This is a genomic window from Polaromonas glacialis (assembly GCF_000709345.1).
GTDB lineage: Bacteria > Pseudomonadota > Gammaproteobacteria > Burkholderiales > Burkholderiaceae_C > Polaromonas > Polaromonas glacialis.
This window is the reverse complement of sequence record NZ_KL448323.1, coordinates 3,007,947-3,028,975: the sequence shown is the minus strand read 5'-3', so window position 1 is coordinate 3,028,975 and position 21,029 is coordinate 3,007,947. Positions and strand designations below refer to the sequence as shown.

Here is a 21,029-nt window from a genome sequence, read left to right as displayed (position 1 = left end):
AGTCCGTTACCAGTTGCCCGAGGCCCCGCCGCCGCCGAAATTGCCGCCGCCGCCACTGCTGAAGCCTCCGCCGCCACGGCTGCCGCCGCCGAATCCACCGCCACCGAAACCGCCCCCGCCAAAGCCTCCGCCCCAGCCCGAAGACCGGCCGCCCATTCCTCCCATGCCGCCGCCAAGTCCTGAAATAAGCGCGAACACCATGCCGGCCACTGCCGCGATGCCGCCGATGACCAGGCTGCTGGTGAACAGCCAGGCCAGCACGCCGACCGCGCCGCCGGTGGCCACCGAACCCAGCTTGCGGCCCAGCACGCTCGACAAAATTCGCCCGCCGATGGGCACGGCAAAAAACAGGAAAACCGCCAGCGTCGTCCAGTCGAATCCGCCGTCGCTACCGCGCCCAGCATTGCCCTGCTGCGGCGCCGGCAGCTTTTCGCCAGTGATGCGCGCCATGATCTGGTCGGCGGCCGCGTCCAGGCCGCCGGCGAAGTCGCCCTGGCGAAAGCGCGGCGTGAGCGCGGTTTCGATGATCTGGCTGGCCGCCAGGTCGGGAATCGCGCCTTCCAGCGCCTTGGTGGTTTCGATGCGTACCGTGCGGTCGTTCTTGGCCACCACCAGCAGCAGGCCGTCGCCGATGTCCTTGCGGCCGATTTTCCAGCTGTCGCCGATGCGCTGCGCATAGGCGGCAATGTCTTCGGGCTGGGTCGTGGGCACCATCAGCATCACCACCTGCGCGCCGCGCGACTGCTCGAAAGCCGTCAGCTTGGCTTCCAGCGCGGCCTTCTGGGCCGCTGTCAGCGTGCCGGTGCCGTCCATCACATGCGCCGTCAGTGGCGGGACGGGCTGCACGCCACCCTGCGCCCAGGCGGCCAGGCTGGCGAAGGGTAGCCAGACCGCCAGTAACAGTGCCTGTAAAAGGAAACGGAACCGCATGGACAGCCCTTGCCGCTTATTTCTTGTTGAAATCGACCACCGGCGGCGTCGATATCTGCGCTTCATTGGCCACCGCAAAGTTCGGTTTCACCTTGTAGCCGAAGACCATGGCCGTCAGGTTGTTCGGGAAGCTGCGCGCCAGCACGTTGTATTCCTGCACCGTCTGGATGTAGCGGTTGCGCGCCACGGTGATGCGGTTTTCGGTGCCTTCAAGCTGCACCCGCAAATCGCGGAAGCCCTGGTTCGCCTTCAGGTCCGGGTAGCGTTCGCTGACCACCATCAGCCGGCTCAGCGCGCTGCCCAGTTCGCCCTGCGCCGCCTGGAACTTGGCGAAGGCGGCCGGGTCATTCAGCGTCTCGGGCGTCACCTGGATCGATGTCGCCTTGGCGCGCGCCTCGATCACCTTGGTCAGCGTGTCCTGCTCGAAAGCCGCTTCGCCCTTGACCGTGGCGACGATATTGGGCACCAGGTCGGCGCGGCGCTGGTACTGGTTCAGCACCTCGGACCAGGCCGACTTGGTCTGCTCGTCCAGGCTCTGGAACTGGTTGTAGCCGCAGCCCGAGAGCAGCAGGCTCAGCAGGGCGGCGAAAGATAGGCTGAATAAACGCAATGTCATGAAAATGCCTCCAAAAATTCAAGCCACAACACTACCATAGCCGGGGGCGATCCCTCCAGTTTTTGCCGGACAGGCGCACAATTCCGGACCGGGTCCCTTGCGCCCATCCTCTGACTGATTCGATTGTCCCCATGCGAAAACCCAAAGCACTCCCTGCCAGTACCGGCAACCCCGACGAAACCGAAGCGGCGTTTTACGACGCGCTGCAGCAAGGCGACATCGATAAGCTCATGGCCTGCTGGGGCGACGAGGACGAGATGGTCTGCGTGCATCCGGGCGGCTCCCGGCTGGTCGGCGCCGGCGCCATACGCAGCGCGTTCGACGCCATGTTTGCCAACGGCTCGCTGCGCGTGCAGCCCCTCAAGGTGCGCCGGGTGCAGTCGCTGGGCGCCAGCGTCCACAGCGTGCTCGAACGCATCGAAGTGCTGACCGAAGAAGGTCCGCGCCATGCCTATGTGCTGGCCACCAATGTGTACTTGCTCACGGCGCAGGGCTGGCGCATGGTAGCGCACCATGCGAGTCCCGGCAGCCTGCACGAGTTGCAGGAAGTCTCCGAATCGCCCGTGCTGCTTCACTGACCGGTGCATGCGGCCATGAACTACGGCGCCCCCTGGTGGCTGCCCGACGGGAATATGCAAACCATCTGGGCGGCTTTGCGCGCCCGGCGCTTTGACGGGCTGGCGCCCGTGTTCCAGCGGGAGCGCTGGGCCACGCCGGATAGCGACTTTGTCGATGTGGACTGGCTGGATGATGCCCCCACGCTCCCCGCTGCGCGTGGTTCGCTGCCCCCCGGGGTGGCGCTGCGCCTGCGGCCCGGCGAAGCCGGTTCCGCGGCCCCTGCTGGTGGGGAAATGGCCTCCACGCTCCCCGCTGCGTGTGGTTCGCTGTTGAATGTTGCGCCCCCACGGTCGCTCACTTCGTGTAGCTTCCTGCCCCCAGAGGGGGTCGCTGCGCCTGCAGCCCGGCAAAGCCGGTTCTGCGGCCCTGGCTTGAACGGTCCTGATGCGCGTGCTTCGGTACGCCCCGAAAAGGCATCGGAACAACCGCTGCTGGTGCTGTTTCACGGGCTGGAAGGTTCCTCTGGCAGCCACTATGCCCAAGCCTTTGCCGATGTGGCGGGCCGCCGGGGCTGGGCCTGCGCCGTGCCGCATTTTCGCGGCTGCTCGGGCGAGATGAACCTGGCGCCGCGCGCCTACCATTCGGGCGATTTTGCCGAGATCGACTGGCTGCTCAGGCGTTTTGCCAGCCGGCACCACGGGCCGGTCCTGGCGGTCGGTGTCTCGCTGGGCGGCAATGCGCTGATGCGCTGGGCCGGCGAAATGGGCCGGGACGCCGGCCAGGTGGTGGTCGCCATTGCCTCGGTCAGCGCGCCGCTTGACCTGGCCGCCAGCGGCCGGGCCATAGGGCGTGGCTTCAACCGGCAGGTCTACACCCGCATGTTCCTCAAGACCATGGTCCCCAAGGCGCTGCAAAAGCTGGCCCAGCACCCCGGCCTGTTCGACCGTGCGGCGCTCCTGGCGGCCCGCGACCTGTATGCGTTCGACCATGTTTTCACCGGGCCGCTCCATGGCTTCAAGGGGGTGGACGACTACTGGGCGCGGGCCTCGGCCAAGCCCCATCTGGGCCGGATTGCCGTTCCCGCGCTGGCGCTCAATGCCCTGAACGACCCCTTCATCCCGCCCGGCAGCCTGCCCGGGAGCGCCGAGGTCAGTCCCGACGTGACGCTGTGGCAGCCGGCGCAAGGCGGGCATGTCGGCTTCCCGTCGTCCGGTTTTCCTGCGCATGTGCGCGCCATGCCCGAGGCCGTGGCCGACTTTCTGGCCGCGCAGCTTCAGGCCGTGGCATGCCCCTGAAATGCCCAAGGCTGGCAAAGCAGCGCAAAATAAGCCCATGGATGACATTGTTCGACAAGCGATTGCCAAGTGGCCCAACGTTCCCGACTGCTTCGGCTGGCTCGGGCTGGATGCGCGCGGCAACTGGTATATGCGCGACGACCAGGCGCAGGCCGCCGGGCCTTTTGCGCCGGCAAAAAAGGGTGACAGCCACGCTGCCAGCAAAGGCTCGCTGCTACAGCACGAAAAGCTCATTGACTTCATCCAGCGCAATTACGAAAGCGATGCCAGCGGCCGCTGGTTTTTCCAGAACGGGCCGCAGCGCGTCTATGTGGAGCTTGAAGCCACGCCCTTCATCTGGCGTGTGAATCCGGCGCCCGGTTTTGGCGTGACGGCGCACACCGGCCAGCCCGCGCGCGTCCAGCGCTGCGTGCTTGACGAGCAGGGCCGGCTCTACCTGGAGACCGATCTGGGCTTCGGCCTGGTCCACACCCAGGACATGACGCATGCCGCCGATGCGGTGGCGCAGGGCTTGTGGGTGCCGCAGGAGCTGGAAACAAGCGCCTTGGCGGCACGGTTCGGCTATGTTTCCAGCCCGCAAGCTACCCAAAAAGCATAGCAGTATATGCTTGCGCAGCTTGCGTAAACGGTCATTTTCATTGAATTTTTACGAAAAAAAGCCGGTCAGTGACCGGCTTTTCTGGTTTGCGATGCTGCTGTGTTTATTTGGCAGCGTTCACCATGTAGACCACCGCTGAACGAATGTCTGCGTCCGAGCCGGCAGAGCCGCCCTTGGGTGGCATCGCGCCCTTGCCCTTGATGACGCTGGCGGTCAGGGCGTCAATGCCGGTCTGGATGCGCGGCGCCCAGGCTGCCTTGTCGCCAAACTTGGGCGAGCCGGCCACGCCTGCGGCATGACAAGCCACGCAAGCCTGTTTGTAAAGCGCTTCGCCAGCGCCTGGATTGGCGGCTGCCACCTGGACCGCTGCGGCAGGCGCCGTTGCGGCGGCGGGCGCTGCTGATGGCGCGGGCGTGGCAGCGGCCACCGCGGCAGGCGCCGCCGGCATGGCCGGAGCCGCCGCTGCAGCGGGCGCATCCGCTGCGCCTGCTGCTGGCACGGCGGGCTCTGCAAACTTGCCGCCTGCGGCGGCTGTCATGTACACCACGGCGCGGCCGATTTCAACGTCCTGAAAGTCGCCGCCGCCCTGCGCCGCCATGGCGCCCTTGCCCTTGAGCGCGGAAGTCAGCAGCATGTCGTAGCCGGTGGCAATGCGCGGCGCCCAGGCCGCGGCGTCGCCGAACTTGGGAGCGCCTGCCGCGCCCGCCGCATGGCAGGCAATGCATTGGGCTTTGTAGACTTCCTCGCCTGCGCGAAGGGGCCGGTTGGCGTCGCGGATTTCAACCATGCCGACTTTCTGGATGCGCTCGGCAATGGCGCGGCCGCCATCGTCGGCACCGGCCATGGGTTTGTCGGCCGAGGCGACGTAGTAAACCAGGCCGATAATTGCAAAAACCGGAACAACAAAAGAGAAAAAAACCGCTGCCAGCAACTGCTTGGGGGTTTTGATCGGGCCCGTGTGGGCTTCTTCATGGGCCGTGGTGTGATCGTTTGCGCTCATGGCGTCCTCAAAAACAGAAAGTCGGGGACTGTTGCGGGCTGCTTCAGTAGGCTCGCATTATAGCGGGGGCCATGGAAATCCTGACGTGGTCCGGGCCGGCTGATAGAATCCGTAGTTATGCCCGGTTTTGCTTGTCCAAGCCGGTCAGTCGCCTCAAGCTTCCGGATTTTGGCGAAAGTCGTTTATTTTCAGCGTTGCGGCTGTAGCTCAGTGGATAGAGTATTGGCCTCCGAAGCCAAGGGTCGTGGGTTCGATCCCCGCCAGCCGCACCAACATTACATAAGTCCTTGATTGAAAAGGGCTTTTATTTCTCTTTTTCGTCTGCTGCATCGCCTTGCTACAAAGGCAGTGCTAACTTAAGAAAGCAACCAAGCAAGCAAGCCAGTCAGTAACCTACAGGAGCCCAGAAGTAGGTGCTGATGGTGGGGTCGTAGCCCGGGTTGTCGAACTTGGCGACATAGGTCAGGCCATTGGAGTAGGTGGCGAGGGCGCCGGCGGCGTACTGCTGGCCCGAGACCCATGCAGCCGGCTTGGTGCAAGCCACAGGAGCCCAGAAGAAGGTGCTGATGGTGGGGTCGTAGCCGGGGTTGGCGAGCTTGGCGACATAGGGCAGGCCATTAGAGTAGGAGACGAGGGCGCCGGCCGCGTACTGCTGGCCCCTGACCCAGGCAGCCGGCTTGGTGCAGCAAGCAACCGGAGCCCAGAAGAAGGTGCTGATGGTGGGGTTGTAACCCGGATTGGCGAACTTGGCGACGTAGGTGAGGCCATCGGTATAGGTAACTCGGGCGCCGGCGACGTACTGCTGGCCCAGGACCCAGGCAGCCGACTCTGCGCAGCCAGCCGCCTCGGGCTTGTTTAAGCGCTGCATATAGACATCAAGCAGATTATTGGCGATCTCATTGGATGCAGACCAAGCCACTGTGACACTGCCGCCAGTCAGTGGCAAGATGTTCTTGGGCGTCGCGGCAATGGTAAAGACATCCCCAATCGGGTCGCCCTTGCTGGTGTACCTTTGACCCTTGTTGCCGCTCGCACCCGAGTACCAGAACAGCAAATAGCTTCCATCGACCAGCACGGTCCTTCCAGTGAAGATCGTAAACTCCGGGTTTCTGAATTCACTTCTGGCTGCTATCGGTTTTTGCGGACCGACCAAACTGCCATTGCCATCAATCAATTGACTGTAGGGGCCGGTGGCATTGGCGCCGAACATCATGTATTGATCGCCTTTTAACGGCATCAAAATACCACAATGGGTCGGCGCAAGTATTTGTTTAGGAACCAGGTTCTTGTCGTAATAAGACACTGACGTAATCGTTGGCTCACTCATTGCACCGAAGCATCCCGAGGAGTTCGCGGTGTCAATCATGCGCTTATAAACCAGGTATCCCCCATCAGGAGACGCTTGAATCGAGTAATCGATGGGCCTCGAAGGTGGAAAGCTGTCGGCTGACAGCACGACAGGGCTGCCGCTGCGTTGGCCCGAACTGTTATAACTCTGAGCGGAAAAACTGTTCCTTACGGTGCCTGAGGACTCGTCTCGCGATGTCCAGCTGACCACGAAGCCCCCGTCTGTCAATGGCACGACCGTTACAAAGCCATAGGTGGTAGAAGTTCCAAAGGTTGTGGCAACAGCGGTTTCCGGCATGATTTGAATGCCGCTGGCATTGAACTTCTGAATAAATGCACCAGATGAAGCGTTAGGCGACGTGATTACTTTGCCTTGCGCATCCCGTGCACCCTTGTACGCGACGACGATGTCACCGTTGGTTAGCACGGCAATGGAGCCGTCTTGAACAGTGAGCTGCAGTCGGGTTTCACCGCCTACCCTATTGCCTTCACTATCGAAGCGTTGGAGGTAAAAGCGCGATCCATCTCGTGCCGGGTTCATGGTGGTGGTGTCCCACACCAACAGATAGCCGCCATCAGCGAGCGCGCTGGAAGTCTTCAAATCCTGATAATCAGCAGTCGTGGTATTTACCAGCGTAGGTGGCTGGGGTACAAGCGTCGCGCTCACAGTCGAAACATTCACGCTGGACATGCCTTGGCCAACTGCAGAAGTCACTGATTGCTGGGCATGGGCTGCCTTGCCAACCACACTAACCGTAAGGGCCAAAGCGAGCGAAGCCGCTAAAACTGTTTTGTTCATCACATGCTCCTAGGGAAACGGATAAGGTCGTCAAATCAGGATAAGGCTGACAAAAGTTATTCAGCGGATCCAATGATGACGGGGCTTGAGCATGCCAAATCCCTGTGCCGCCCTCTACTTTTTTTACATCCAGTCGCAATCCTTTTGTTAACCGCTGTGGTGATAAATATTTCCCCTTGAGGTGACGTAGCAGAGTGCTGGCCGCCTACTTGGGCGGGTCATGCAAAGGAAATTCAGTCAAATTTTTGGGTAGAGCGTACTGAAGCACAGCGGTGTAATTTTCCTGTTCTATACCCCAACCCATGAGCTACACCAGCACCTTGTTGCAGACATCACCCAGACTGATGGGCAAGTTGATCGGTACGGTAAGTACAGCGACCTGCTGGTACTGCTCTGGTAACTGGCGCGTACAACTCCGTCAAATTTGCACCAGCTCAGTCGAGCTGCACGCTTAAATCATCGACCCTTCACGGCTGTCCGTAGGTTGTATCTGCAAGAATCTATTTAGAGAAACCGTGTTTCAGGTGTCGGACTTGATACGCTGCTTCACGAATTCGATCCCCGCCAGCCGCACCATTTTCGACATCCGGAAACCCTTGCGTTTCCTTGCCATCACGCCAACCGACCCGGTTGGCGTTTTTGTTTCCGGTTGCCGTGTTTGCGTGAACGCAGGAGTGCCTCAGGGCGAACGAACCGGCATCACATGCACCAGGTCCAGGTCGAGGCGAACGTTGACCGGCGTGCCCACCGCCAGGCTTTGACGCTGCACGCCCGAGAGCGTCAGCCGCAGGCGTGCGCCGGGGATGGCGGCCAGCGTCAAGGTGACCAGCGTGATTTCACCCAGGTGGCGCGCTTCCATCACTTCCGCGCTGAAATCGCCAGGACGCTCGGCTGCGCCTGGACCGAGCAGCGCAATGGCGTCGCTCGGCAGCACCCAGTTCACCGCTTGCCCCACGGGCAGCCTGCCTTTGTCGCGCACCTGGAGCACGGGCGCCTGCAAGGCTGCACCGCCTTCACCCGTCCAGCGCAGCAGCCCCTGGCCCGGTGCATCGGCAGGCCCCATCCATTGCCCCATGAAGCGGTTGTGAATGCCCACCAGGTCGGCGACCCGGGCGTTGCGCGGTGCGTGGTGAATGCTGGCCGGCGAGCCTTGCTGGAGCACCTGGCCCGCATCCATCACCACCAGCCGGTCGGCCAGCATGCGGGCTTCGTTCAGGTCATGCGTGACCAGGACGATGGGAATGAAAAGTTCGCGGCGCAAGTCCGCCAGCAGCCTGTACAGGCCCTGGCGGCTCATCTGGTCCACGGCGGAAAACGGCTCGTCGAGCAGCATCAGCCGGGGTTCGCGCGCCAGCGCCCGGGCGATGGCGACGCGCTGCTGCTGTCCACCCGACAGGCCCGCCGGCCGGCGCATCTGCTGGTCCGGGCTCAGGCCGACATGGTCCAGCCAGTGACGCGCCTGCGCCAGGCGTGCCTCAGGGGGCAGGTGCAGCAGCGGCAGCGAGACGTTGGCGATGGCGTTCAGGTGGGGCATCAAGGCATAGCTCTGGAACACCAGGCCGACGTGGCGGCGCTGCGGTGACAGGTACACGCCCCGCGCCGTGTCGCACCACACCTCGCCACCGACCACGATGCGGCCGCGCTCCGGCCGCATCAGCCCGGCCAGGATGCGCACCAGCGATGTCTTGCCCGCACCCGAAGGGCCGACCAGCGCCAGCAGTTCGCCAGGTCCGCAATGCAGACTGCCGCTCAGGGGCATGGGAAGCAATTGCTCGACTTCGACGTCAAGTGCCCGGGCCCGGCTGCTCATCGCCGTACGGACAGCCGCGCCGACGCGAAAAACGAGGCGCCCACCGCCGCCAGGGAGAACACCACCAGCAGCAAAGCCATCTGGTTGGCGCCCGCGAGATCGAAGGACTGCACCCGGTCGTAGATGGACACGGCAATGGTTCGGGTTTCCCCAGGAATGCTGCCGCCCACCATCAGCACCACGCCGAACTCGCCCAGCGTATGCACGAAGGTCAGCACCACCGCCGACAGCACGCCGGGCCAGGCCAGCGGCAACTCGACGCGCCAGAAGGACAGCCAGCCGTTCAGGCCGCTGACCGCTGCCGCTTCCGCCAGGTCACGCGGTATCGCTTCAAATGCCCGCTGGACCGGCTGCACCAGAAACGGAATGTTGAACACCAGCGACGCCACCAGCAGGCCCAGGAAGTTGAAGCTAAGGCTGATCCCCCAGGTGTCGGCCAGCCATCGGCCGATGGGCGACGCGCCGCCCAGCGACACCAGCAGGTAATAGCCCAGAACAGTCGGCGGCAGCACCAGCGGCAGCACCACCAGCGCCTCGATCCAGGCCTTGCCTGAAAAACGCGTGTAGGCCAGCCAGCGGCCCAGCAGCAGCCCGGCCGGCAACAGCACCAGCAGCGTGACCGCCGCCAGCTCAAGCGAAAGCGCCAAGGCCTGCCAGTCCATCATTCGGCCGTGCCGCGCTTAACGAGCAGGCATGGCAAAGCCATGGCGCTCCATGATCTCGCGGGCAGCGGGCGTGGAGATATAGGTGTAGAAGGCCTTCGCTTCTGGCGGCGCTCCCTTGAGCAGCACCATGCGCTGCCTGAGCGGCTGGTGCCAGTTCTCGGGGATGAGCTGGAAGGCGCCGAGTCTGGAAATCGCCGGAGCGCGCGCCAGCGACAGGGCAATGATCCCGCCCTGCGTCGAGCCCGACGTGGCGAACTGCGCCGTTTGCGAGATGTTTTCCCCCAGCACGAGTTTGCCCTGCAGGCTCTCCCACAACCCGGCGTGCTGCAGCGCTTCCCTGGCGCGTGCGCCATACGGCGCGTGTTCGGGGTTGGCGATGGCGAATTTCTGCAGCCGGCCGTCCTTGAGCGCGGCGGCCAGGTCCTTGAGCTCGCCGTCGGCCCTGAGCGGCGAGCCGGGCGGCACCATGATGCCGATGCGGCCTACCGCGTAGGCACGTCCCCGGTCCTGCGTCTTGCCTGCGTCAGCCAGTTCATAGACAAAATTCTCGTCCGCCGACATGAACAGGTGGAACGGTGCGCCTTGCAGGATCTGGGTCTTGAAGTTGCCCGAGGAGCCGAACACGAGCACCAGCTGGTGGCCGGTTTCCTTCTCGAAGCGTGCCGCCACTTCTTCCATGGCGAACTTGAGGTCGGAGGCCGCCGCGACCGTGGCTTTCCCGGCGTGGGCGGCCAGGCAGAGCAGCAAGGCGCTGGCGGCAAGAAGGTGCCTCGTGTGCTTCATCGCGTGTTTCCTGAGGTTGAAAACCCTGGCCGGGAACCGGCAAGGCACGCTTTTTCGGGCTGCGCGGTTCGCCAGGCCAAAAAAGATGCAGCGAAAAGCATAACGCATCCGCCGTGACGGAACGTGCCACTTGTCCATGCACGCGGGTCAGGCCCAGCCATCGCCGAAGGCCGGCGCTCCTGGAGTGCATCCGTTTTATCCAGGAAAACGCATTTTATGTATCAAACAGGCCTGTTGCGCACGGCTGGTATGCGCAAGCAGCTATAAATTCAGTAGCAAATATGTCAGGCTTTGCGCGACACTAGGGTTGCGCGTTGGCGGAATGCGCCTGCCCGCCGCTGACCAGGCGTTCCAGCGCGGCTTCATCTGCCTGCGGGTTGCCCTCGCTGAAGGTATCGGCATCCCGAAGCACGGAAGCAAACTCCAGGCCGGTGGCGCTCTCGACCCAGGAAAGCGGCACTTGCTGGAGCTTGAACAGCTTGTCGAAGTTCAGTGCCTCGAACGCGATGCCTTCGATCAGCGTGTCTTGCGACAGGTGAAAGGCCGTGGCCCGCAGCGCCCCGTCCTGGTTGAACCACGCCACCACCTTGAAACCGCCCAGCGCCACCTGGACCGATGCGTAGACCGGATCGTCGTCCAGGAAGACCGGGCCGCTGAAGACGCAGATGCGCGCGCTCTTGGCGGACTCGTTCTTCACGCCGGCCTCCAGCAGCTTCTTTTCAAGCTGGCCCCATTGGCCGTTGTAGCCCATCATGGCGCGGTTGAACGCAGGCACCTGCGGCACGGCGTTGGCGTAGGAGCAGGTGAGGTCTGCCGCCGCCTTGGCGAAGGCCAGGCTGGCGCCCCATTCGGCGTCTTCACGGCGTGAAAGGTGGCCCTTGTCAAAGCCGCTCTTGGCGTACCACCTGTCGTCGAGTTGCGCATCATGGTCAACGCGGCTGTCGCGCAGCCAGTGGTCTTGTCGCGTGCCGCTTCCGAGCGCGGCATAGCGGTGCTTTCCGTGCACATTGATGGCGCTGACCACCGGCACCCGGCGCACCGCGTGCAGGATCGTGCTGAAGTGGTGGTACTTGAGCGTGAACGAGCCGGGCGCGTCCTTCAGAAAAGCCAGCTGCCTGCGCAATCGGGCGCTGGGCACCGGCATGGGAATCCGGATTCCCATAAATTCTTCCTCGAATCCCGTGCAGGTCGAATAGTCCTGCGCGTCCTCCAGCTTTTTCTCGTTCTGGGTCAACAGCGAAACCGTTTGGACGGGGGTTTCGCCCACGATGGACTGCACGACGGGCGGTCCATTGCCAATGCTGACCCGGATCTCGATCAGGCTTGCCGGAAGCGGCGACATGCCGGCTGGCGATGCGGCAACGGGCGCGCCCCTGAACTCGGGTTCTTCCAGAATCCTGGGCCGTGGAAGCGTGGTGAACGGGCGGCTGTCGGTGTAGGCGGGGCTTGAGAAGACCTGGACCAGCGGATGCAGCGCCACGGCGCTTTCCGGGGCGAGCAGGTGCTTCATGAGGGCGCTGACACGCACCCCGCGATTGCTCAGCCAGACGACGCGCGACTCGTCGATCCGCCCGTTTTCGACCTCGATCACCTGGTCGCTTTTGTCAAGGTAGCGGCCGGCCGCGTCGGTCTTGGCAACCCCCGAGCTGTGAAGCGCAATCACCTGCCACTCGTTGTTGAACACCGGCGCGCCGCTGCTTCCGGGCGCCGTGTCGCTTTTGTAAATCAGGACATCGGGCAGATCGTTGTCGATGATTTCGTTGTTACGCAGCGCGATCTGCTTTTCCTTGCCATCGGGATGCTGAACGATGGTTGCGTAGTCGCCCGTGCCCGCCTTTCCCAGCCGGCCATTCAGGATGAGGTAGCCCTGGTCGCGCAGATCGCGCAGGCCGGTCACATCGCGCGGGCGAACGGCGACCAGCGCCAGGTCCAGCGCCTTGGAGGTGTGCAGGAAGGCCTCGGGGTCCAGCGCATGGACCACCGGCTCGCCCAGCTTTCCGAACGGATCGTATTCGTAGCCGAACTCGATGCCGGCGTCATCGGCCAGCGCTGCGAATTCGGCGACATCGGACACGGGGAACACATGGTGATTGGTCATCATGAGTTCAGGTGACACCATGAAGCCGGTGGCAAAGGCGGTCCGCCGGTCCTTCTTGTCGAAGTAGCGAATCCTGCCCACCGCGCGCGACTGCGCATAGCCGGTGAGCAGGTAGTTGATGGGCAGCAGATCGTTGGTGCCAAGGTAGCGCTCGAAAGCCAGGCTCGCGTTTTCCCGTGCCGACGCCGCAATCATCGCGCGCCGGCGCTCAAGGTGGTTCAGGCCGTCAAGCACCAGTGCGGAACGGGAAACGATGCGCGACTGGACGCTTCTGACCTGCGCGGGATTCTTCGGAAAGTCCGCCTCGGCCTTCAGGAGCAGTTCGACAGGTAGCTTCATACGAGAACCTCGATCTGGTTTGGGCAGTTGAAACTTTAATCCGGAACCAATCAGCCTGCACCATCAAAAAATGAAAGCATGGTATCTGTTGGCTTTGCCTTTTGGTGTTTCAATGCAAGGCGCGTAAGATGAAACGACCAACTGCCGACCAACTCTTGAGGGAGCCATGCCATGAGCAACCATGTCTACAAACTGCTGGAACTGACGGGTTCTTCCAGCGTCAGTATTGAAGAGGCCGTGAGCAACGCCATTGCCAAGGCGCATGAGACGGTGCGCAATATCCAGTGGTTCGCCATCACCGAAACCCGCGGCCATGTGGTCGATGGCAAGGTGGCGCACTGGCAGGTTTCCCTGAAAATCGGTTTCACGCTTGAGTAGCGGTTTTCATAGCCCTGGAACCTGCCATGTACCAACGAATCCTGCTGGCGTATGACGGCTCTGCTCCCGGACAGCAGGCCTTGCTGGACTGCCATGAAATTGCGCAGTGGAGCGGTGCCGAACTGACACTCATCGCTGTCATGCCGCTGCCCCTGAACAACCTCGGGCTTGAAGGCGGCATTTACGACGAAACGCTGCAGGAAAGCGAGAAGGAACGCTACCAGGCCATTCTTGACACGGGTCTGCGCAATCTGAGCGACGCCGGCCTGAAGGCCAGCGGGCAAGTCGTGACCGGCGATGCCGTGAGCGAAATCACCCACTCTGCCCGCCAGATCAAGGCTGACCTGATCGTGGTCGGCCACAAGCACCTGGACGGCTGGGCCGCCCGCTGGTGGAGGGGCTCTGTCTCCAAGGCATTGATTGAACAGTCGCCCTGCAGCGTGCTGGTGGTGATCACGCATTGAGCGGCTTGCCGCAGCTTTCATGCGACCTTGCGGTGCCCGTTTTTGCTGCTGAATTTATAGCTGCTTGCACATGCTGCGCGTGCCTTAGAGGCATATTTGATGCTAAAACGAATGCATTCCACCGTTTGTTTGCGAAATGCAGACAGAATCCTCGTTCTGCTGACTGACTTTCAAACCGAATGAATTCGATTCTTTTCCTTGACACCGCCGCCTACTGGGCTTTCCGGGTGGCGGGGTATGCGCTGCTCAATCTGGGGGAAGATGCTGCGCTGATTGCCCTGATGTTCTGCTGAACCAGGGCGCAGCCCGGAACGGTCCGGACTGCGAAAAGGCCTGCTTCAAGCCAGGCCGTGGCTCATCAGGCTTTTTTGGCCCAGGCGCTGCACCAGGCCTTGGCGCCAACCTGCTTGCCGGCAAACAGCGGGCAGGCCCCGGCGGCATCGGTCGGTTTGCCCTGGTACAGCGCGCAGTTGGCGCAGTTCTGGCCAGCGGCGTATTTCGGGTACTTGGCCTTGTCCGCTTTGGTGGCGTCGCTTTTATAGCCCAGGGCAACCGCCTGCGGCTCAGTTTCCTGAACCAGTGGCGCTGCCGCCTGGGCCTGAACCAGGCGGGTCGAGGCAAGCACGCCTGCGCCAACAATGGACTGGATGACAAAAATTCTACGATTTGATTTCATGTGGGTTCTCGATTTTTGAGTTGGACCTGACCGGATACAGTGAAAAATGCGTCGCCGCATCGTCAAGGCATCGATCAGGCAGCAGGGGTTTCCGCAAGGAATGAAGCCGATGCCGCCAGACCAGGCCATGTCCCGATTTCCTAGCCAATATAGGCAAAAACGAGTTTACAGCCAAGCTTTCAGAGTTGCTTGCAAACCAGCGTGTTCCCATGATCCATCGCAAAGTGTTTGTGCAAAACCTTGCCAGATTCGCTGTGGTGGCTTGTCTTTAGCAGTCCGGGGAAGGGACTTGCTTTGTGTTTGATATTAAATATATAGCAAACTATCTATATGAGTTGTGCGGAAAGCAGTTATTTGGCTTAAACCATGAATTGCCCCAAGGCACGGTACCCGCTTTTGACGCTCGGGCGCCGGGCCCGCGAAAACCTTGGGTGAAACCTGCCATTCCTGTGGAGTTGGAGACAAGGCCGGCATTGTCATTTTCAAGTAAGGCTATGCTTGGAGACCATCCTGGCCGGGTGCGGTATTGCCTTGGGAAGCCATCCTTTTCCCATAAGGCGATGGCGCACCCGGTCATTTCTTCACGTTAACGAGGGCTTTCACCATGAAGAGACAATTTTTACGCACGGTTCCAGCGCTGCTTGCCTTGTCACTGTCGCCAATGTTCGCGGCCGCACAGGCTGCCTGGCCCGCCAAGACCATCACGCTGGTTTCTCCTTATGCACCGGGCGGCACTACCGACGTGCTGGCGCGGATGCTGGCTGCCAAACTGCAGGGCGTCCTGGGACAGACCGTGATCGTCGAGAACAAGGGCGGCGCTGGCGGCAACATCGGCACCGACTATGTGTCCAAGTCCAAGCCTGACGGCTACACGTTCTTGCTGGCGGCCAGCGGCCCGCTGGTGATTGCGCCATCGCTCTATCCCAAACTGCCTTACCAGCCGACTACCGATTTCACCGCCGTGGCGCCGGTGGCCAGCGCCGCGTTCGTGATTGCCGTCAACGCCAAGTCGGGGCTGACAAGCGTCAAGGACATCATCGCCAAGGCCAAGGCCGGCAACCTGGCGTTTGCGTCCGCCGGTTCCGGCACGCCGCAGCACATCATCGGGGAAATGTTCAATGTGCAGGCCGGCGTCAAGATCCAGCACATTCCCTACAAAGGCTCGGGTCCGGCGATGAACGACCTGGTCGGCGGCCAGGTTCCCATGACGTTCGAGAACCCGGTGCCCATCATGCCGCAGGTCAAGGCCGGCAAGCTCAACGTGCTGGCGGTGACCAGCGCCAAGCGCTCGGCGGCGTTTCCCGACATTCCGACTGTTGCCGAACTGGGCCTCAAGGGCTTCGATGCGCAGCCCTGGTACGGCGTTCTCGGCCCGGCTGGCATTCCGGCCGAAATTGTCGAGCGCATGAACAAGGAAATCCGCACCATCCTGGCTTCGACCGACACCAAGGCGCGCCTGTTTGCCCTGGGCGCCGAACCGATGGACATGACGCCGCTGGCCTTCAAGAATTTCATTGCGGCGGACACGCAGAAATGGACCCGCGTGGTCAAGGCTTCCGGCGCCACGGTGGACTGAACGGCACCGGCAAGCCATGAGTTGCGACCTTCTTGATGCCCAGGCGCTGCGGCTGGCCTGTGCCGGCCGCCCGGCCAGGCCATGCACCTGCGCGCTGGGCGCCTGCCCCGGCTGGGAAAGCTTTACCGAAGACCGCTGGCCGGGCCCGTCGGTCCAGCGCCTGGGAACCTTGCGCGATCCGGCGATCGACGAGCCGACCCTGGAAGAATTTCACCCGGACGGCACGCGCTACGCATCGCCGGACGCGCCGCTGGCCGTCGGGTTTTTCCCCTGCAACCGCTGCGACGCCTATGCCTGCAACCGGTGCGGCCGCACCCTGCTCAGATACACGGAATACGGCGGCTACTATGTTGACCACCGGGTTCGCGAAGTGGACCCGGAACGGGTGGTCTGACGCGCATGCATTCTGGTCAGTCAAGCATTTTTAGCAAAAAAATGCCGTTTGCGCATACGCAGCATGCGCAAGCAGCTATGAATTAAATAGCAAAAACCATTTCGGCGCCTTGCGTGCCGAAATGGACGGGCAGGGTGATTTCCCTTCAAGCGCCGTGCAGGCCGCGCTCAGTCGGCCTGCCAGATCACCTTTTTGCCCGAGGCTTCCCAGCGTTCGTAATTGGCCGCGTAAATGTCCTCGATGCGGTTGCGCTTGACCTTGAAGGTCGGCGTGATGATGTCGTTGTCCACGGTCCAGGCGGTGGTCACGATGACGATGCACTGGAGCTGCTCATGCGGGTCCAGCGTGGCGTTGACCGTCTGCAGGTGCTGGGCCAGCGAGCTTTCCAGTGCCGCGCGCGCAGCGCCATCCTGCGTCCGCTTGACGGCCTCGGGATTGAGCATGACGATGCCCAGCGGCTGGCCCAGGTTGGCGCCGCTCACCACGCAGGCTTCGACCGACTCGTGCATCACCAGCTTGTCCTCGATCGGCGCGGGCGCCACGTACTTGCCCTTGCTGGTCTTGAACAGGTCCTTGACACGTCCGGTGATACGCAGGTTGCGCTGCGCATCGATAACGCCCTTGTCGCCCGTGCGCAGCCAGCCGTCCTCGGTGAACGCGGCCTTGGTTTGCACCGGGTCCTTGTAGTAGCCCATCATCAGCGCGGGGCTGCGCATCTGGATTTCGCCGGTTTGCGGGTCGATCCGGTCGTCGACGCCTTCGTACGCCGGCCCGACGGTGCCTTGCTGGTCTTTGCCCGGAAGGGTCAGGTGCGAGGCCGCCAGATTCTCCGTCAGGCCGTAGCCTTCGTTGATCGGCAGGCCGAGCCTGCGGTACCAGGCCAGCAGCGCCGCCGGCATGGGCGCCGCGCCGCCCGCCGCGATCCGGCACTGGTCAAGTCCGAGCGCCTTGAGCACCTTTTTTCGCACCAGTCCGCCAATCACCGGGATCGACAGCAGCAGCTGGAGCCTGGCCGGCGGCATCTTGTGGTGTACGCCCTGCTGGAACTTGACCCACAGCCGGGGAACCGAGAAGAAGATGGTCGGCCGGGCGCGCTGCAGATCGGCGGCAAAGGTGTCGAGCGACTCCGCAAACCAAAGCCGCATGCCGGTGCGCAGCCAGCCGTGCTCGACCAGCACGCGCTCGACCACATGGGCCAGCGGCAGGTAGGACAGCATCCGGTCCTGGCCGCTCATGCCGATGCGCCTGGCGCCGGCATCGAGCGCCCAGGCAATGCTGCCAAAGCTTTGCATCACGCCCTTGGGCTTGCCCGTGGTGCCCGAGGTGTAGATCAGCGTCGCCAGTTCGTCGGCGCCCCGAAGCACTTCGCCGGGCATCGGCGCCTGGCGGGCGCAGATGTCGTCCCAGCGGTCATAGTTCTGGATGGCGTCTTGCGGCGACAGCGGGTAGCTGATGCAGGGAAGACCGCTGGGCACGCCCGGCTTCATGTGCTCCCAGGCATCGAGCTTGCCGACAAAGCAGGCCTTGGCTTCGCTGTGCGCGAGGATGTGTGCGATGGTGTCGGGCGCCAGCGTGGGATACAGCGGCACCGAGACGTGGCCGGCCATCCAGATGGCCAGGTCGCTCATGAGCCACCAGGCGCAGTTTTTCGACAGGATGGCGACGTTCGAGCCGGGTTCCCAGCCCTGGGCCAACAGGTGCGCAGCCATGCGGCGTACCTGGTCGGCCACTTCGCCCCAGGTGTAATCCTGGACATTGCCGCCGCCCATGGGCTGGCTCAAGCTGATACTCCGGGGAGTTGTTTTTTCCCAGTGGTAAAGGCGCTGCAGCGCCAGCAGGTCGGGGGAAACGATTTCCATCGTTGAGTCTCCTGTCGTTGTTATGACTCTCGGGCTCCATGCCTTCACCTATTGAGGCTTCAATCGGTCAGGATGTCAATCCCCTGAAACGCTGGGAAAACCTTATGAACGCCCCGGGGGAACCCGCGTTTTCGGATTCCTGACAGACTGGAGGCCGTTGCAGGGCTTTCCGAATTTCCCGGGAAAAGCAAAAGGGGAAAAGGAACATTTTTCAACCGTAAGGCCCAAAAGCGCTTTATGCCCTAGGAGTGCATCATGAAGATTTTCAAGACCCTTGCCAGCCTGGCCGCCGCTGCGGCGCTCATGGCCGGCTGCGCCTTCACGCCGGTGCAGCCGGGCATGTCACGCGAGCAGGTGATGGCCAGTTACGGCACGCCGACACGCGTCGTGACACTGCCGGCGGGAACGCGGCTGCAGTATTCGCGGCAGCCTGCCGGCCAGAGCGCCGTGATGGTGGACCTGGATGCGGCGGGCAAGGTGGTGGCGGTGCGCGAGGTCATGAAGCTCCAGGAGTTCTTGCGCATCGAGCCCGGCCAATGGACGCGCGACGATGTGGAGCGCGAGTTCGGCCCGCCGGCACGGATCGACAAGGTAGCCTCCTGGTCGGGCGACATCATGAATTACCGCTGGCGCGATAACGTGCAGGACATGTTTTTCTGGGTGTACCTGGACGCTGGCAACCGCGTCCAGCGCACCGGCCAGGGAATTGAGCTGCCCGTTGAAACGCTGGACTGAGCCGGGCGCTACTGCACGGCGCGGCCAATTTCGGGCCAGCGGTGGTGCAGGTAGACCCAGGCCACCAGCCCGATGCACAGCATGCCAAGTGACACAGCGGCCAGCGCTGGCGTCGAATGCATGACCAGCGGCGCAATGACGCCAGCCACCAGGCCATTGGCCGTCGAGCCGATGAAGGCCTGCAGCGAAGACGCCATGCCGCGCCGCTCCGGGTACAGGTCGAGCACCAGCAGCGTGACGACCGGCACCATCAGCGCCCAGCCGAAGGCAAACAGGGCAATCGGAAACAGCGCCCACGACACATGGGCGTCAAACAGCAGATTGGCCGCCAGGTTGACGACGGCTGTCACCAGCATGATGACGAAGCCGTGGCGTATCTGCTTTTTGGGCGGAATCTTTCCGGCCAGGCGCCCGCTCAGCCAGGCGCCCGACATGATCCCCGAGATGGTCAGCATGAAGAACCAGAAAAACTGCGTGGGCTGCAGGGCCAGATGCTCGCCCAGGAAAGCCGGGGCTGCCAGCACGTACAGGAACATGCCATTGAAGGGAACGCCGCTGGCCAGCGCCAGCAGCAAAAACCGGGGGCTCGAACCCAGCTGCCAGTAGCCGCGCATCAGGTGCCGCACTTCAAACGGCTGGCGCGCCTCGGGCTCCAGCGTTTCCGGCAGATAGCGGTAGTTGGTCAGCCAGAGCACGACGCCCACCCCGGTCAGAAACCAGAAGATGCTGTGCCAGCCCAGATGCACGAACAGCCAGCCGCCGACGATGGGAGCAAGCGCCGGCGCAATGCCGAAGTAGATGGTGACCTGGCTCATGACCTGCTGCGCCTGCGCGGGCGGGAACATGTCGCGTATCACGGCGCGCGACACCACGATGCCGGCGCCGGTGGACAGCCCCTGCATGGCCCTGAAAAATACCAGTTGTTCAACGTTTTGCGACAGGGCGCAACCCGCCGACGCCAGCGTGAACATGGCAATGCCCCACAGCACGACCGGCCGGCGGCCGAAACTGTCGGCGAGCGCGCCATGGAACAGGTTCATGAAGGCAAAGCCGAACAGGTAGGCCGACAGCGTCTGCTGCATTTCCACCGGGGCCGCATTCAGCGACGCCGCCATGCCGGAAAAGGCCGGCAGGTAGGTGTCGATGGAAAACGGCCCCAGCATGCCGAGCACGGCCAGCAGGGCGGCCAGCGCCCAGCGCGGGCCGCGCCAGAGTTGGTCGGCGTTCGGATTCATTCGTTCTTGAGCTTCAAGGCGGTGTCGTAGAGTTCGTTGCGCGCCGCGCCGGTGATGTCGGCGGCGAGCTTGACGGCGGTCTTCAGCGGCAGTTCGGCCAGCAGCAGCTGGAGGATGCGCAGGCTGTCGTCAGGTCCTTCGGGCGCGCTGGCCGAGTGCAGCACCAGCGCGAACTCGCCGCGCGTGCGCTGCGGGCCGGCATCCAGCCAGGCGGCAAGATCCTGCGCCGGCAGGGTGGCGATTTCCTCGAACTGCTTGGTCAGCTCGCGCCCGACCGTGACGAGCCGGCCCTGCAGCACGGCCATGGCCCGCGCCAGCGCCTCGATGCGGTGCGGCGCTTCCAGAATCACCGTTGCGCGCGGGTCGGTTCGCAGCAACTCGATGGCCTGGTCGCGCTCGCCCGCCTTGGTCGGCAGGAAACCGGCAAAGACAAAACTGCTGCCGCTGCCCTCGCTGCCTTCGGCGCGGGTCACGCCGGCGGCGCTGAGCACGGTCGTCACGCTGCTGGCGCCGGGCAAGGGCATGACCTTGAACCCGGCGGCCCGCACCGCCGCCACCAGGCGCGCGCCGGGGTCGCTGACGGCGGGCGTTCCGGCGTCGCTGACATAGGCCACGCGTTCGCCGCGCTGCAGGCGCTGCACCAGGCCTTCGGCGGCCTCTGCTTCGTTGTGCTGATGCACGGCCAGAAGCGGCTTGTCGATGCCGTACTGGCGCAGCAGCGGCTGGGTGTGGCGCTTGTCCTCGCAGGCGATGGCATCCACCAGTTGCAGCACATGCAGGGCGCGCAGGGTGATGTCGGCCAGGTTGCCGATGGGCGTGGCCACGACATACAGCGTGGCTTGCGGATAATGCTGCATGCCCGCTGCGGCGCGTG

20 protein-coding genes and 1 tRNA gene are annotated in these 21,029 nt (G+C 63.1%); 9 read left to right on the top strand and 12 right to left on the bottom strand.

Annotated features, from left to right (window positions below; genetic code table 11):
• Positions 1-6: 6 nt before the first annotated feature.
• Positions 7-930, bottom strand: coding sequence for a TPM domain-containing protein (locus tag EC86_RS0114835; RefSeq protein ID WP_029526490.1), 924 nt, complete (start codon positions 928-930; stop codon positions 7-9).
• A 16-nt stretch (positions 931-946) separates the two neighbouring features.
• Positions 947-1,546 (bottom strand): LemA family protein, encoded by a 600-nt coding sequence (locus EC86_RS0114830; RefSeq protein ID WP_029526488.1) that lies wholly within the window; start codon positions 1,544-1,546, stop codon positions 947-949.
• Between the two features lie 131 nt (positions 1,547-1,677).
• Between EC86_RS0114830 and EC86_RS0114825 the strand changes: the two genes are divergently transcribed.
• From EC86_RS0114825 to EC86_RS0114815, 3 genes are read left to right on the top strand one after another with little or no spacing between them, the layout of a single operon-like run.
• Positions 1,678-2,124 (top strand): YybH family protein, encoded by a 447-nt coding sequence (locus EC86_RS0114825; protein WP_029526486.1) that lies wholly within the window; start codon positions 1,678-1,680, stop codon positions 2,122-2,124.
• Between the two features lie 15 nt (positions 2,125-2,139).
• Positions 2,140-3,399: a YheT family hydrolase gene (locus EC86_RS0114820; protein WP_232229900.1), complete on the top strand. Its 1,260-nt coding sequence runs from the start codon at positions 2,140-2,142 to the stop codon at positions 3,397-3,399.
• A 37-nt stretch (positions 3,400-3,436) separates the two neighbouring features.
• The gene (locus EC86_RS0114815) at positions 3,437-3,997 is read left to right on the top strand and encodes a DUF2946 family protein (RefSeq protein WP_029526484.1); all 561 of its coding nucleotides are present in this window, start codon (positions 3,437-3,439) and stop codon (positions 3,995-3,997) included.
• 103 nt (positions 3,998-4,100) lie between these two features.
• Here EC86_RS0114815 and EC86_RS0114810 read toward each other — a convergent pair whose 3' ends face one another.
• Entirely contained in the window at positions 4,101-4,997 is an 897-nt protein-coding gene (locus tag EC86_RS0114810) for a c-type cytochrome (protein ID WP_029526483.1), read from the bottom strand.
• A gap of 196 nt (positions 4,998-5,193) precedes the next feature.
• Between EC86_RS0114810 and EC86_RS0114805 the strand changes: the two genes are divergently transcribed.
• Positions 5,194-5,269 (top strand) — tRNA-Arg (locus EC86_RS0114805).
• 113 nt (positions 5,270-5,382) lie between these two features.
• On the opposite strand, the gene EC86_RS27075 is transcribed toward EC86_RS0114805, so the two are convergent.
• The 5 genes from EC86_RS27075 to EC86_RS27070 form a co-directional block, all read right to left on the bottom strand.
• A complete protein-coding gene (locus EC86_RS27075) occupies positions 5,383-7,143 on the bottom strand; it encodes a hypothetical protein (RefSeq protein ID WP_029526482.1) in 1,761 nt (586 codons plus the stop codon).
• 679 nt (positions 7,144-7,822) lie between these two features.
• Positions 7,823-8,902: an ABC transporter ATP-binding protein gene (locus EC86_RS0114795; RefSeq protein ID WP_232229899.1), complete on the bottom strand. Its 1,080-nt coding sequence runs from the start codon at positions 8,900-8,902 to the stop codon at positions 7,823-7,825.
• Between the two features lie 47 nt (positions 8,903-8,949).
• Entirely contained in the window at positions 8,950-9,615 is a 666-nt protein-coding gene (gene modB, locus EC86_RS0114790) for a molybdate ABC transporter permease subunit (protein WP_029526480.1), read from the bottom strand.
• A gap of 18 nt (positions 9,616-9,633) precedes the next feature.
• Entirely contained in the window at positions 9,634-10,401 is a 768-nt protein-coding gene (gene modA, locus EC86_RS0114785; protein ID WP_029526479.1) for a molybdate ABC transporter substrate-binding protein, read from the bottom strand.
• A gap of 301 nt (positions 10,402-10,702) precedes the next feature.
• The gene (locus EC86_RS27070; protein WP_029526478.1) at positions 10,703-12,838 is read right to left on the bottom strand and encodes a DNA/RNA non-specific endonuclease; all 2,136 of its coding nucleotides are present in this window, start codon (positions 12,836-12,838) and stop codon (positions 10,703-10,705) included.
• A 171-nt stretch (positions 12,839-13,009) separates the two neighbouring features.
• Here EC86_RS27070 and EC86_RS0114775 point away from each other — a divergent pair, with 171 nt between their 5' ends.
• Together EC86_RS0114775 and EC86_RS0114770 are read left to right on the top strand one after the other, a co-directional pair.
• Positions 13,010-13,216 (top strand): dodecin, encoded by a 207-nt coding sequence (locus tag EC86_RS0114775; RefSeq protein WP_029526477.1) that lies wholly within the window; start codon positions 13,010-13,012, stop codon positions 13,214-13,216.
• A 26-nt stretch (positions 13,217-13,242) separates the two neighbouring features.
• Positions 13,243-13,680 carry a universal stress protein gene (locus tag EC86_RS0114770; protein WP_029526476.1) on the top strand — a complete coding sequence of 146 codons (438 nt, stop codon included), beginning with the start codon at positions 13,243-13,245 and terminating at the stop codon, positions 13,678-13,680.
• A gap of 358 nt (positions 13,681-14,038) precedes the next feature.
• On the opposite strand, the gene EC86_RS0114760 is transcribed toward EC86_RS0114770, so the two are convergent.
• A complete protein-coding gene (locus EC86_RS0114760) occupies positions 14,039-14,356 on the bottom strand; it encodes a high-potential iron-sulfur protein (protein ID WP_029526475.1) in 318 nt (105 codons plus the stop codon).
• Positions 14,357-14,960: 604 nt separating this feature from the next.
• Between EC86_RS0114760 and EC86_RS0114755 the strand changes: the two genes are divergently transcribed.
• Positions 14,961-15,932 carry a Bug family tripartite tricarboxylate transporter substrate binding protein gene (locus EC86_RS0114755; protein WP_029526473.1) on the top strand — a complete coding sequence of 324 codons (972 nt, stop codon included), beginning with the start codon at positions 14,961-14,963 and terminating at the stop codon, positions 15,930-15,932.
• 16 nt (positions 15,933-15,948) lie between these two features.
• A complete protein-coding gene (locus EC86_RS0114750) occupies positions 15,949-16,326 on the top strand; it encodes a hypothetical protein (RefSeq protein ID WP_029526472.1) in 378 nt (125 codons plus the stop codon).
• Between the two features lie 167 nt (positions 16,327-16,493).
• Here the strand turns inward: EC86_RS0114750 and EC86_RS0114745 are convergent, their stop codons facing one another.
• Positions 16,494-18,185, bottom strand: coding sequence for an AMP-binding protein (locus EC86_RS0114745; protein ID WP_029526471.1), 1,692 nt, complete (start codon positions 18,183-18,185; stop codon positions 16,494-16,496).
• Positions 18,186-18,440: 255 nt separating this feature from the next.
• Here EC86_RS0114745 and EC86_RS0114740 point away from each other — a divergent pair, with 255 nt between their 5' ends.
• Entirely contained in the window at positions 18,441-18,920 is a 480-nt protein-coding gene (locus EC86_RS0114740; RefSeq protein WP_029526470.1) for a hypothetical protein, read from the top strand.
• Positions 18,921-18,928: 8 nt separating this feature from the next.
• On the opposite strand, the gene EC86_RS0114735 is transcribed toward EC86_RS0114740, so the two are convergent.
• Positions 18,929-20,155: a multidrug effflux MFS transporter gene (locus EC86_RS0114735; protein WP_029526469.1), complete on the bottom strand. Its 1,227-nt coding sequence runs from the start codon at positions 20,153-20,155 to the stop codon at positions 18,929-18,931.
• A complete protein-coding gene (gene rsmI / locus EC86_RS0114730) occupies positions 20,152-21,012 on the bottom strand; it encodes a 16S rRNA (cytidine(1402)-2'-O)-methyltransferase (RefSeq protein ID WP_198026847.1) in 861 nt (286 codons plus the stop codon). Before rsmI ends, EC86_RS0114735 begins: the two co-directional genes overlap by 4 nt.
• Between the last annotated feature and the right edge of the window lie 17 nt (positions 21,013-21,029).